We start from the raw sequence: 12,492 nt of genomic DNA on the forward strand, positions 1-12,492 counted from the left end.
GGCCCCCGGGGCCCGCCCCACGCGCGGGGCCGACTCGCGCGGCGCCCCCCGGCCCCCCAGGCCCGCACCCCCACCCGGAGGGCCGGGGGGGACGCCCGGCCCCTCTTGCGTGCCCGCGGCGGGCAGCGGCCTCGCGCCGCACCTCAGCGCGCGAACGAGCCCAGGCCCACCAGGCAGTACACGTACTCGTTGATCGTCGCCCCGTTGATCGTGTAGCGGTGGGAGAAGGCGTACTGCGTCTTCGGGTTGTCGTTGCAGCGGTTCAGGTCCGAGGTCAGGGGGATCGTCTCGATCACCCGGTAGTGGGCGTCCGAGGCCGAGCAGGAGACCTCCTCCACGTTGCTCACGCTCTGCGCGGTCGTCGAGTCCGGCAGCCGCCCGTTGAGGCAGGTGCCCTTGGCGTACGGGTCCGGCGGCGCCTCCGTCGTCGGGGCCGTGGTCGGGGTGGCCGTCGGGAACGCGGACGTGGTGACCGGCACCGTCGGCGAGCCGGCCGTGGGCGTCTTGTCATCGCCGTCGTCGGTGAGGACGAGCGCCGCGATGACGGCGCCGACCACGCCGAGCGTCACCAGGCAGCCCCAGGGACTCGACTTGCGCGGGGGCTGCGCGGGGCCGGCGACCTGGATGCGCAGGAGCACCGTGCTGTTGCCGACCTGGGTCGGGATCACGTCTCCGTGCCGGCACGGTGGGATGCGTATGTGCGCGGGGCCGGTCGGCAGCGTGAGGGTGAGGGTCACACCCGTCGCCGCCTGCTGCGGGGTCAGGGTGATGGGGAGTTCGGGAGACGACACCGGCTGCTCCAAGGGGAGACATGGGTAAGGGGACGCAGTGCGTTGCGGATTGTGCCGGGCGCGCCCACGGTGAAGCCGAGGTTCCGCCGGTCAGCGACGTAGTTGTGACCTCAGCACGCCCTTGACCACCTTCCCGCTCGCGTTCCTCGGCAGTTCCCCGACGAACTCCACCTCCCGCGGCACCTTGTAGTTCGCCATCTCCCTCCGCGCCCACGCGATCAGGTCGTCCGCGGTGACCGTCGACCCCGCACGCCGGACCGCGAACGCCTTCCCGACCTCCCCCAGGCGCGCGTCCGGGACGCCGATGACGGCGACGTCGGCGATGTCCGGGTGCAAGCCGAGGAGTTGCTCGATCTCCGCCGGGTAGGCGTTGAAGCCGCCGACGATGAACATGTCCTTGATGCGGTCCGTGATCCGCAGGTTGCCCGCCCCGTCCAGGACGCCGACGTCGCCCGTGTGGAGCCAGCCGTCCGCGTCGACGGCCTCCGCGGTGGCCGGGCCGTCCTCGAAGTAGCCGCTCATGACGTTGTGGCCGCGCACCAGGACCTCGCCCGCCGCCGAGAGCCGGACCTCCGTGTCGGGGATCGGGCGCCCCGAGGTGGTCGCGATGACGTCCGCCGGGTCGCCCCTGCGGCACATGGTGACGATGCCGCTCGCCTCGGAGAGGCCGTACGCCGTGAGGACCGTGCCGACGCCCAGCTCACCGCGCAGCCGCTCGACCAGCCGCAGCGGTACGACGGCGGCGCCCGTGACCACGAGCCGCAGGGCGGAGAGGTCGTACGAGGACCGGGCGGGATGGTCGAGCAGCGACTGGTGCAGGGTCGGCGGTCCCGGCAGGACCGAGACGCGTTCGGCGGCGATGTTCGCGAGCGCGGTGTCCACGTTGAAGACGGGCTGCGGGACCATCACGGCACCGCGCATCAGGCAGGCGATGATCCCGGCCTTGTAGCCGAAGGTGTGGAAGAACGGGTTCACGATCAGATAGCGGTCGCCCTCCCGCAGTCCCGCGAGCTCCGACCAGATGTCGTAGCAGCGCAGTGTCTGGGCGTGCGTGATCACCGCGCCCTTGGGGGCGCCCGTCGTCCCCGAGGTGTAGATGATGTCCGAGGGGGCGGCGGAGTCGATCGCGTCGGCCCTGGCCCGCACCTCGGCCGAGGAGACGGACTCGCCCTCCGCGAGGAAGTCCTTCCAGGTCGTGTAGTCCTCGGGCGCGGCGTCCGCGAGCACCACCACCCGTTCCAGGTCCGGGAGTTCGACCCCGGCGCGGCGCAGGGACGCGACGTACGAGGTCCCGAGGAACGTCCCCGTGATGAACAGCAGCCTCGCCCGGGAGCGCGCCAGCACGTAGGCCGCCTCCGTGCCCTTGAAGCGGGTGTTCAGCGGGACCAGCACCGCCCCCGCCGTCACCGCGCCGAGGGCCGAGACGATCCACTCCAGGGTGTTCGGCGCCCAGATCCCGACCCGGTCGCCGGGCTCCACGCCCGCCGCCAGGCAGGCCGCCGCCGCCCGTTCGACGCGCTCGCCCAGCTCCTCGTACGAGACGCGGGTACGGCCGTCGACCACCGCCTCCGCCGTCCCGTACCGTTCGGCCGCCGAGCGCACCAGCCCCGCTATCGAGCCCCATTCCAGGTCACCGCGCATTGCAGTCCCTTCCGCCGCACCCGTAGCTGACTATCCGTCAGATTAGCTGTACCCTGACGCGCTGTCAGCAGCTCGCGATCGGGGAGGTTGCAGTGCTCAAGGACGCCACGGCCATCGTCGGGATCGGTCAGACACCGTTCGCCAAACGGCTCCCCGAGTCCGAGAAGACGCTCGCCTGCCGGGCGATCCTCGCCGCCCTCGACGACGCCGGCATCGCGCCCTCCGAGGTCGACGCCTTCGCCTCGTACACGATGGAGGAGACCGACGAGGTCGAGGTCGCCAAGGCCATCGGCGCCGGAGACGTCACCTTCTTCTCCAAGATCGGCTACGGCGGCGGGGGCTCGTGCGCCACCGTCGGCCATCTCGCCGCCGCCGTCGCCACCGGCCAGGCGAGCGTCGGCGTGGCCTGGCGGTCCCGCAAGCGCGGCAGCGGCCCCCGGCCGTGGAAGAACACCGCCGTGCAGCTGCCCACCCCCGGCCAGTGGACCCGGCCCTTCGGGCTGCTGCGCCCCACCGACGAGATCGGGATGCTCGCCCGCCGCTACATGCACGAGTACGGCGCCACCCGCGACCACCTCTTCAACGTCGCCCTCGCCTGCCGCAACCGCGCCAACCAGAACCCGGCCGCGATCATGTACGAACGGCCGCTGACCCGCGAGATGTACATGACCGCCCGGTGGATCAGCGAACCCCTCTGCCTCTTCGACAACTGCCTGGAGACCGACGGGGCGCTGGCGTGCGTCATCGTGAGCGCCGAGCGGGCCCGCGACTGCCGGCAGAAGCCCGTGTACGTCCACTCCGTCGCCCAGGGGCTGCCCGCCCAGCACCACGGGATGGTCAACTACTGGAACGACGACCCGCTCTCCGGCCCCGCCTGGACGGCCGCCCGACACCTCTGGAAACAGGCCGACTTCGGACCCCAGGACGTCGACGTGGCCCAGATCTACGACGCGTTCACCCCGCTCATCCCGCTCTCCCTGGAGGGGTACGGATTCTGCGACCGCGGCGAGGGCGCCGCGTTCACCGAGGGGGGCGCGCTGGAGATCGGCGGGCGGCTGCCGATCAACACCGGCGGCGGCGGACTCAGCGAGGCGTACGTCCACGGCTTCAACCTCATCAACGAGGGCGTGAAGCAGCTCCGCGGCAGCTCCACCGCCCAGGTCCCGAACGCCGCCACCTGTCTGGTCACCGCCGGTGAGGGCGTCCCCACGTCGGCGATCCTGCTGAGGAGCTGAGACACGATGCTGACACCCGTCGTCGACGAGGACGGCGCCCCCTTCTGGGAGTACGCCGCCCGGGGCGAGCTGAGGATCCAGGGCTGCACCGACTGCGGCGAGCTGCGCTTCCCGCCCCGGCCCTGCTGCCCGCACTGCCAGTCCTTCGCCGCCGAGTGGCGCCTGATGTCCGGGCGCGGCCGGATCTGGTCGTACGTCCTGCCCCATCCACCCCTCCTGCCCGACTACGCCGCCCAGGCCCCGTATAACGCGGTCCTCGTCGAGCTCGCCGACGCGCCCCGCATCCGTCTCGTCGGCAATGTCGTCGCGACCCCGGACGGGGCGCTCGACTCGGTCGATCCGGGGCGGCTGCGGATCGGGGCCGGGGTGCGGGTGGCCTTCACCGAGGTCGACGGGGTGACCGTGCCGCGCTGGCTCCTGGAGCGCGGATGACCGTCACCGTCGTACGCGACAAGGAGACCGGCGTCGCGGTCGTCACCCTCGACCGGGCGGAGAAGCACAACGCGATCACGCTCGACATGGCCCGGCAACTGGCCACCACCTGGCGGGAGTTCCGCTACGAGGACGAGGTGCGGGCCATCGTCGTCACCGGGGCGGGCACCCGGGCCTTCTGCACCGGCATCGACCGCTCGGCCGAGGTCCCGCAGCCCTCGTCCCCGTACACGATCGACGATCCGCTGATCGCGATCGGCCCCAAGGCGAACGACCTGTGGAAACCGGTCGTCGCCGCCGTGGAGGGGATGGCCTGCGGCGGGGCGTTCTATCTGCTCGGGGAGGCGGAGTTCCTCGTCGCGGGCGAGGAAGCGTCCTTCTTCGACCCGCACACCACCTACGGGATGGTCAGCGCCTTCGAGACGATCCACATGGCGCAGAAGATGCCGTTCGGGGAGGTGGCCCGCATGGCGCTGATGGGGACGGCCGAGCGGATCTCGGCCCGCCGGGCCTACGAGACGGGGCTCGTCTCCGAGCTGACGGAGCCCGGCGGGGCGCTGGACGCCGCCCGCCGGGCCGCCGCCGTCATCGCCTCGTACCCGACCGAGGCGGTCCAGGGCACGGTCCGCGCCCTGTGGTCGGCCAAGGAGGCCGCCCGGGCACAGGCCCTCGCCCACGCCCCGCATCTGATCGCGCTCGGAAACCTGGCGCCGGAGCGCCAGGCGGAGCTCTTCACCCGGAGAGGCGACGGCTTCCGGCTGCGGTAGCGCTCGGGCTCGGATCAGCCGATGGTGCGGTCGGCGTCGACGACGACGCACCGGGTGTACTCGGAGCCGTCGCCGGTGCCGGTGTACGGGGTGGTCGCCTCGGTCGCCTTCGAGGCGCCGGCCTCGACGCGGACGTCGTCGGCCTTCGCGATCGCGACGTTGGCGCTCGCGTCGCCCTTGAACTGCAGGGAGACGTCGTAGAGGTACGCCGAGGAGTCGCTGTTGGTGATCGTCACCTTGGCGACCAGGTTCTTGCGGTCGTCGCTGAGCTTGCACTCGTCGATGCGGACGTCGCGCTGGGCCTTGTCCTTCGACGAGCCGCCGACGCCGCCGGTGGTCAGACCGCCGCTGCTGGAGCTGCTGCCGTCGGAGCCACCACTGCTGGAGCCGCCACTGCTGGAGCTGCTGCTGTCGGAGCCGCCGCTGCTGGAGCTGCTGGAGCCGCCGGAGCTGGAGCCGCCGCAGCTGCCGCCGTTGGAGCCGCGGGCACCGGTGAGCGCGACCAGAGCGATGCCGAAGACGGCGATGGCACGGACATGACGAAGCTTCACGCTTCAACCCCCGTTGAGTGTGTGCAGTACGAATGAGCGGAGTGGAAACGCCCGCCTTGACGAGCGCACGTCACCCTACTGGACGGTGACACCTGCGATCGCACACGTCCTGACACGGTCGACCGTCTTCGGCGACGCCATCGCGATGTCGAAGGTCTTCGTCTCACCCGGCTCGACCGTCACCAGCTTCTGCGCCTCGTCGACGTCCACACCGCCGGAACCCTCGAAGTCGACCTCGACCTTGAAGGTCTCCGTGAAGGTCTCGCGGGAGGTGATCCGCAGCGTCGCCGTCGTATCCGCCTTGCGGGCCGGCTTGCCCTTGCGCTTCTTCTGCGCGGGCTTCACACAGTCGACGACCACCACCTCCACCGTGGAGGTCGGGGACGACGTCACGCTCGGCGAGGCCGGCGCGGTGGTGTAGTCGCTGCCGCCCGAGCTTCCGGAGAGGTCGTCGCTGTCGTAGTCGTCGTTCTTCTTCTTGGAGCTGGAGCAGCCACCACCACTGGAGCTGCTGCTCTTGCTCTTGCCGCTCTTGCCCTTGCCGTGGCTCGTCGTCTGGAATCCCGTCAGAGCGAGCACCACCATCGTGAGCGTCGCCGTAAGCCTGATGCCCCGACGGCGCGCCGTCCCCGTTGCCATCCCTGGCCTTCCTGTCGTGTCCGCGCCACCCTAGCGCCGCGTGGCGGGGCCCCCGCACCCGGCGTAGCGTCGACAGCGAGAGCCGGACCGCAAGGAGGCCGATCGATGATCCGCAACGTCATCGGCTCGGTCCTGGCCCTCGCCGGAGCGACGGCCGCCGTCTGGAGCCCCTTCCGTGCCTGGTACGACGGCCGTCACGGCAGCGACTACCGCATCGAGGACCTGTTCGGGGGCATCACCGACGTCAAGGCGGAGGTGATCGGCTCGATCCTGCTGCCGTTCGCCTTCGCGGCCGTGGTCACCCTCGCCGGCGTGGTGTTCCGCTCCCGCCTGCTCGTGGCCCTCGCCGGGGTGATCGTGCTCGGCTTCACCGTCCTGTGGATGGTCCGCGTCGGCCAGGCCGAAGGCAGCCTGACCGTCGCCGGCGACGGCACGGGGCTCGGCGACGGCGTCGCGAACGCCTTCGGCGGCGGAGTCCTGCTCCTCCTGGCGTCGGTGGTCATGTCGGGCCGCACCCGCGCGCACCACGTCGCCCTCGGCCCGGAGGCCGGCCGGCCCACGGAGCCCACGCAGCCGACGTACCCGACCCAGCCCACGTACCCGACGCCGCCGGACGGACCGTACGAGACACCCACCCGGACCATGGACGTCCCGTCCTGGCACTCGGACACCACGCCCGAGCCACCGAATCCGAACCACCGCGCCTGACCACGCGCGCCTGCGCGCCAGGCCCGGCAGGCTCACGCCCTGGGCGCCGCCCCCCGACCCGTCGCCGTGCCCTTCACCGCGTCCAGCGCGTACACACAGCGGTCCTTGCTGCACGCGTACACGACCCCGCCCCGAGCCACCGGCGAGCCGGTGATCTCGCCGCCGGTCGCGAGCTTCCAGCGGAGCTGGCCGCCCATCGCGTCCAGCGTGTACAGGACGTGGTCCGCAGAGCCGAAGTGCACCCGGCCGTCGGCGACGACCGGGGCGCCGATCAGCTCGCCACCCGCCGCGAACCGCCACTTCGGGGTACCGGTCACCGCATCGAGCGTGTACAGCGCGCTGCCGCTGCCCACATGGACGTTGCCGTCGACGACCAGCACCGGCTCGATCGACTGGCGGGACTCGGTGGCGATCCGCCAGCGGTCCTGGCCGGTGGTCGCGTCGAGCGCGTACACCGTGCCGAGGTAGTCGGCGAGATAGACCCCGCCGCCCGTCACGGCGGGACCCGGGGCGAAGGTCGGCGGGGAGAGGAAGACGGCGGGCGCCTCGAAGTGCCAGCGGACGTGCCCGCCCGCGATGTCGATCGACAGCACGCGCGTACCGGCCGAGACATAGACACAGCCGTCCTCCGCCGGCGTCACCCGCACGGGGACGTTGCCGCAGGAGGCGGCGTCCCCCACCGGGTACGACCAGCGCTCCACACCCGTACGGGCGTCCAGCGCCTGGAGCCGGGCGTCGCGCCACACGTACACGGTGTCGCCGTGGACGGCCGGCCCGGCCTCCGGGGTCTCGAAGTCCGTCTGCGCGCCGGTGACCTCCCACAGCTTGGCGCCGTTGGACGCCTCCCAGCCCTGGACCCCGCCGCCCCGGGTGCCGGTGACGACCGTGCCCCGGTCGACCTTGAGGGAGTACACCCAGGCGTCCGTCTGCAGCCGCCAGCGCTCGCTGCCGTCCGTGGCGTCGAGCGCGTACAGCGTGGGCCCGTCGGAGGCGTGGACACGGCCCTGGGCCACGGCCATGGACCAGGCCACGTCCCGCGTCTTGAACTGGCGGCGGCCGCTGGCCACGTCCAGGGCGTGCACCTCGAAGGAGGTGACGTAAAGGAGGTCCCCGGCGACGACCGGGGTGCCCCAGACGTCGTTCGACATCCGGAAACGCCAGGGCCGCCAGTGCGCCGGCTCCTGCGCGGCCTCCGGTGCGGGGGACGGGGCGGGCAGCGGGCGGGAGCCCGGCGGGGGGCCGGGCTCGGCGCCGTTCGGGCCGCCGCCGGGCGGGCGGATCCAGCCGGTGGCCGGGCCCGCGTCGACGACCGGGCCGACGGCGGCGCGGGTGTCGGCGACCCGGAGGCCGGGACCGATCGGGACGGCGGCGCCGGCGAGCCGCACGGGACCGGCGGCCTCGGCGGGCGCGGCATGACGGCCGCCGCCGGGCTGGCCGGAGTGCGCGTCGCCGCCCCACTCGGGCGTGGACCGGGGCGGACGCGGCGGGGTGGGCGGCGCGGCCGGGGGCGGCGGGGCGCTCGGGCGGCCGCCCCGGCGCGTCTCGATCATGGCCGTGGCGCGCTGCGGCAGCCAGGCCGAGGCCGTGCCGCTGTCGTCGCTGCCGGAGCCGAAGAGATGGGGCGCGAGCTGCGCCTGGAGGTCGGCCGGGGTGGGCCGGCGCGAGACGTCCATCTGCATACAGGACTCGATGAGCGGGCGCAGCTCGTCCGGCAGACCCTCCAGGTCCGGACCCTCCCTGAGCAGCATGAAGACCGTCTCGACAGGGTTCGCGCCATGGAAGGGCGCGTGCCCGGTGGCGGCGAAGACCAGCATCGAGCCGAGCGAGAAGACGTCGCTGGCGCCGGTGACGCTGCGCGAGTCGCGGGCCTGCTCGGGCGACATGTACGCGGGCGTGCCGACGGCGACGTTCGTCATGGTCAGGCGGGTGTTCGAGACCCCGGAGGCGATACCGAAGTCGATCACCCGGGGGCCGTCCTCGACGACGAGGACGTTGGACGGCTTGAGGTCGCGGTGGACCAGGCCCGCGCCGTGGATGGACTGCAGGGCCTCGGCGACACCGGCGGCCAGCCACCGCACGGCCTGGGCCGGCAGCGGCCCGCACTCGTTCACTATCTCTTCGAGGGAGGGCGCGGGCACGTACGCGGTGGCGAGCCAGGGCACGGCGGCCCGAGGATCGGCGTCGACGACCGCGGCCGTGTAGAAGCCGGAGACGGCACGCGCGGCCTCGACCTCACGGGTGAAGCGGACACGGAACAGCTGGTCCTCGGCGAGCTCGGTCCGCACGGTCTTGATCGCCACGCGCCGCCCGGACGCCGAGCGCGCGAGATAGACCAGGCCCATGCCACCTGCACCGAGCCGGCCCAGCACCTCGAAGGGCCCGATCCGTCTCGGGTCGTGCTGCGTCAGCTGCTCCACTTGCCTGCCACCTCCCCGTACGGGCCATGAGAATACGGCCCCGTGGCCCTGATTCTTCCTGTCCGAGGCGACGGTTGCGAACCCGGGGGCGGATCGGGGTGTCGCCCGTTTGGCCGGAAGGTCTTTCATCCGAGCGTGAGCGGCGTTGAGCGGGCACCCAGGGTTGCGAACACGTAAGCGAGTCGTCACTCAATGTGCTTCGCGTGTGCGATATCAGGCTGTTTGTGCGACTAGGGACGGCAGAGTGAACGACGTGAAGCAGCTGGCGAGGATGGGAGCGGCTCGGCATGGCTGACGCCTTACGGACGATCGACCCACCCTATGTAGCCCAAGGGCCATCGGGTGTGACGCTCAGGAGCCGCCTCAAGGGCCTGGCACCCAAGGACGTAGAAGTCCTTGAGCAGGTAGGCGCACACCTGGGCTCACTCGCCTCCATGGACCTCAAGATCCGCTGCGCCGACGGCCTGCGGCACTCCAAGGAAACGTGGGCCGCCCGCAAGCGTGCTTTGACGCCACTGTCGTCGGCACGGTGGGCCGGGGCCGATGTGACACGGGGCCGCTGGTACGTGACAGCTTCCTGGCAGATTCCACCCACCAAGACCGTCTCCCTGAGCGCAGCGCTCGCAGGCGGAGTGATCGGCGTGGACACCAACGCCGACCACCTCGCCGCCTGGCGTCTCGATGTCCACGGCAACCCCATCGGCCACCCGCGGCAGTTCTTCTACGACCTGACAGGGTCGACCGATCGCCACGACGCCCAACTCCGCCACGCCGTCACCCGGCTCGTGCACTGGGCGCGAGCCTGCGGCGTCAAGGCCATCGCCGTCGAGAACCTGGACTTCGGGACCGACAAGACGCGGGAGAAGCACGGCCGCAAGCACAAATTCAGGCATCTCATCTCGGGAATGCCGACGGGCAAGCTGCGTGCACGGCTGGCGTCGATGACGAGCGCCTCCGGTATCGCCGTCATCGCCGTCGACCCGGCCTACACGTCGAAGTGGGGCGCCCAGCACTGGCAATCCCCACTGACCAGCAGGACTCGCAGAACCACCCGCCACGATGCGGCAAGCGTCGCGGTCGGGAGGCGCGCCCAAGGACACGCGATCAGGCGACGGACAGCACCGCCCCCACACGACCGGAGCGATCGCATGGGGCATCGGACCGTCCAGGCCGGATCGGGCGCCCTTGGGCGTGAGGAACCCAGCCCCCGCATCCCGGGACCACGGACACGATCCGTGCCGCCCGGAAGCGGCGAGAACGCGGGGAACCAGTGTGTCCAAGACCGTTCGGGACACACGGCTGAGCGTGGCGCCTGGCAGCAGGAACCGCTACCGCTCGGCCTTTAGGAACGGTGTCCTATCTCATTTCGCCGGGCGGGGTGGAGGGCTTTTCGGATGATTCGGTGGATTCGTCGGGCGGCGAGTCCGAGGGGGCGCCGGAAGGGTCCCGTCCGGGTTCCCGTGCGGGTTCTTCGGCGGGCTCGGCGACGGCCTCTTCGGCGGGTTCCGCGAGGACGGCGAAGCGGGCGCCCTGGTTGTCGCGGAGGACGGCGATGCGGCCGTGCGGGGTGTCGAAGGGCGGGTTCGTGACGCGGCCGCCGAGGACGGTGGCGGTCGCGCAGGTCCGGTCGCAGTCGTCGACGGCGAAGTAGACGAGGATGTGCCCCGGCAGCTCGGCCGGGAAGGCCTCGGTGAGGACGGCCCGGCCGCCGAAGGACGTGTCGTCGCCGGCGCGGGAGCCCGGCGGGGACCAGACGCGGTAGTCGAAGTCGCCTTCCCTGCCCTCCTCGTCCGGCTCGACCTGGGTGCCGAGGTAGCCGAAGACGGAGGCGTAGAAGGTGTCGACCGCGTCCCGTTCCCTCGTATAGACCTCCATCCAGCAGAAGGAGCCGGGGAGCATCGTCCGCTCGAAGCCGTCGTCCTCACCGGACTGGCGCAGGCCGAAGACGGCGCCGCCGGGGTCGGCGGCGAGCGCGAGGACACCGAAGGGGCCGACGGGGTACGGCTCCATGATCATCTGGCCGCCCGCGGCCTTGATCCGGGCGGCGAGGGTGCCGGCGTCCCGGGTGGCGAGGTAGATGGTCCAGGTCGTGGGCATCCGGCCGTCCCGCTTGGGGATGAGGCCGGCCACCCGCTTGCCGTCCTTGCGGGCCTCGTCGCGGTCGGGGTCGAAGGTCCAGCCGAAGAGCTCGCCGTAGAACCGCTTGCCCGCCTCGAGGTCGGGGAGCTGCGCTTCCACCCAGCAGGGGGTGCCCTCTGTGAATGCGGCCATGGCTCCACGCTAGATCCGGGTGACCCGCCCCGCACGCCCCGTAATCGAACATACCGCCATATAGGGACCCTGCGGACACCGGATTCCTTGAGTTGTCCACCGAAGTTATCCACAGGCTGTTAATAAGCTTTTCGAGTACGAGCCCGCTCCGCACCCCCGGGGCTCCTCCGTCGACCGCCCGGGAGGGGGTGCACCCCATTTGCAGTCGGTCGAATCGCGCGCCGATCACCCCTCGGTAAGCTGACGGCATGACAGGACAAGTACGCACCGTCGACGGCCGCGTGGCCGGACGACGCGGTCAGGCGACGCGGCAGAAGCTGCTCGACTGCCTCAGCGAGATGCTCAGCTCCTCGCCGTACCGGGACGTCAAGGTCATCGACGTGGCCCGGAAGGCGGGCACTTCACCCGCGACGTTCTATCAGTACTTCCCCGACGTCGAGGGCGCCGTTCTCGAGATCGCGGAGGAAATGGCCAAGGAAGGCGCGGGGTTGACCGAGCTCGTCTCCGGCCGCTCCTGGGTCGGCAAGGCGGGCTGGCAGACCTCCGAGGAACTCGTCGAGGGCTTCCTGGACTTCTGGCGCCGGCACGACGCGATCCTGCGGGTCGTGGACCTCGGGGCCGCGGAGGGCGACAAGCGGTTCTACAAGATCCGCATGAAGATCCTGAACTCCGTCACCAACTCCCTCACGGACACGGTGAAGGAGCTCCAGTCCAAGGGGAAGGTCGACAAGGATGTCAGCCCCGCGGCGATGGCGGGCTCCCTGGTCGCGATGCTGGCCTCGGTGGCCGGGCACCAGAAGGGCTTCCAGACCTGGGGTGTGAAGCAGGCCGAACTGAAGCCGAATCTGGCGCTGTTGGTGCATCTGGGGATCACGGGCAAGAAGCCGACGAAGTAGCGCCCCGCCGCACTTCCCCACCCATCCGTCCTGTCGCGGGGGGGGGGGGGCGGCCCCCCCACAGAAGAGGAGGGGAGACAGGGGGGGGGCGAGGGCACAAACCCACCCACCCGACCCCCCCCCCCCCCCCCCCCCCACACCCCA

General features: G+C 71.6%; 12 protein-coding genes. 6 read left to right on the top strand and 6 right to left on the bottom strand.

The genetic code is table 11. The features are described from left to right. Positions 1–143 precede the first annotated feature (143 nt). Together ACFVZW_RS33585 and ACFVZW_RS33590 are read right to left on the bottom strand one after the other, a co-directional pair. Positions 144–791, bottom strand: a complete 648-nt coding sequence (locus ACFVZW_RS33585; RefSeq protein WP_384529540.1) for a hypothetical protein — start codon at positions 789–791, stop codon at positions 144–146. 90 nt (positions 792–881) lie between these two features. After that, a complete protein-coding gene (locus ACFVZW_RS33590; protein ID WP_384529543.1) occupies positions 882–2,432 on the bottom strand; it encodes a FadD3 family acyl-CoA ligase in 1,551 nt (516 codons plus the stop codon). Between the two features lie 92 nt (positions 2,433–2,524). Here ACFVZW_RS33590 and ACFVZW_RS33595 point away from each other — a divergent pair, with 92 nt between their 5' ends. The 3 genes from ACFVZW_RS33595 to ACFVZW_RS33605 are packed head-to-tail and all read left to right on the top strand — an operon-like array spanning position 2,525 to position 4,866. After that, positions 2,525–3,667 carry a lipid-transfer protein gene (locus tag ACFVZW_RS33595; RefSeq protein WP_383558542.1) on the top strand — a complete coding sequence of 381 codons (1,143 nt, stop codon included), beginning with the start codon at positions 2,525–2,527 and terminating at the stop codon, positions 3,665–3,667. Between the two features lie 6 nt (positions 3,668–3,673). Further along, the gene (locus tag ACFVZW_RS33600; RefSeq protein WP_384529546.1) at positions 3,674–4,099 is read left to right on the top strand and encodes a Zn-ribbon domain-containing OB-fold protein; all 426 of its coding nucleotides are present in this window, start codon (positions 3,674–3,676) and stop codon (positions 4,097–4,099) included. Further along, entirely contained in the window at positions 4,096–4,866 is a 771-nt protein-coding gene (locus tag ACFVZW_RS33605) for an enoyl-CoA hydratase/isomerase family protein (RefSeq protein ID WP_384529549.1), read from the top strand. Before ACFVZW_RS33600 ends, ACFVZW_RS33605 begins: the two co-directional genes overlap by 4 nt. Positions 4,867–4,880: 14 nt before the next feature. Here the strand turns inward: ACFVZW_RS33605 and ACFVZW_RS33610 are convergent, their stop codons facing one another. Together ACFVZW_RS33610 and ACFVZW_RS33615 are read right to left on the bottom strand one after the other, a co-directional pair. Continuing rightward, a complete protein-coding gene (locus ACFVZW_RS33610) occupies positions 4,881–5,417 on the bottom strand; it encodes a hypothetical protein (protein WP_384529551.1) in 537 nt (178 codons plus the stop codon). A gap of 75 nt (positions 5,418–5,492) precedes the next feature. Next, positions 5,493–6,056 carry a hypothetical protein gene (locus tag ACFVZW_RS33615; protein ID WP_384529554.1) on the bottom strand — a complete coding sequence of 188 codons (564 nt, stop codon included), beginning with the start codon at positions 6,054–6,056 and terminating at the stop codon, positions 5,493–5,495. Between the two features lie 105 nt (positions 6,057–6,161). On the opposite strand from ACFVZW_RS33615, the gene ACFVZW_RS33620 reads away from it, so the two are divergent. Then, positions 6,162–6,764 (top strand): hypothetical protein, encoded by a 603-nt coding sequence (locus ACFVZW_RS33620; protein ID WP_384529557.1) that lies wholly within the window; start codon positions 6,162–6,164, stop codon positions 6,762–6,764. Positions 6,765–6,796: 32 nt separating this feature from the next. Here ACFVZW_RS33620 and ACFVZW_RS33625 read toward each other — a convergent pair whose 3' ends face one another. Next, positions 6,797–9,181 carry a PQQ-binding-like beta-propeller repeat protein gene (locus ACFVZW_RS33625; protein WP_384529560.1) on the bottom strand — a complete coding sequence of 795 codons (2,385 nt, stop codon included), beginning with the start codon at positions 9,179–9,181 and terminating at the stop codon, positions 6,797–6,799. A gap of 434 nt (positions 9,182–9,615) precedes the next feature. On the opposite strand from ACFVZW_RS33625, the gene ACFVZW_RS33630 reads away from it, so the two are divergent. Continuing rightward, positions 9,616–10,527 (top strand): IS200/IS605 family accessory protein TnpB-related protein, encoded by a 912-nt coding sequence (locus ACFVZW_RS33630; protein ID WP_384529563.1) that lies wholly within the window; start codon positions 9,616–9,618, stop codon positions 10,525–10,527. A 10-nt stretch (positions 10,528–10,537) separates the two neighbouring features. On the opposite strand, the gene ACFVZW_RS33635 is transcribed toward ACFVZW_RS33630, so the two are convergent. Continuing rightward, positions 10,538–11,452: a VOC family protein gene (locus ACFVZW_RS33635; RefSeq protein ID WP_384529566.1), complete on the bottom strand. Its 915-nt coding sequence runs from the start codon at positions 11,450–11,452 to the stop codon at positions 10,538–10,540. A 248-nt stretch (positions 11,453–11,700) separates the two neighbouring features. Here ACFVZW_RS33635 and ACFVZW_RS33640 point away from each other — a divergent pair, with 248 nt between their 5' ends. Continuing rightward, positions 11,701–12,348, top strand: a complete 648-nt coding sequence (locus ACFVZW_RS33640) for a TetR family transcriptional regulator (RefSeq protein WP_384529569.1) — start codon at positions 11,701–11,703, stop codon at positions 12,346–12,348. Positions 12,349–12,492: the final 144 nt, after the last annotated feature.

The organism is Streptomyces sp. NPDC059567 (genome assembly GCF_042735655.1).
Taxonomy (GTDB): Bacteria; Actinomycetota; Actinomycetes; order Streptomycetales; family Streptomycetaceae; genus Streptomyces.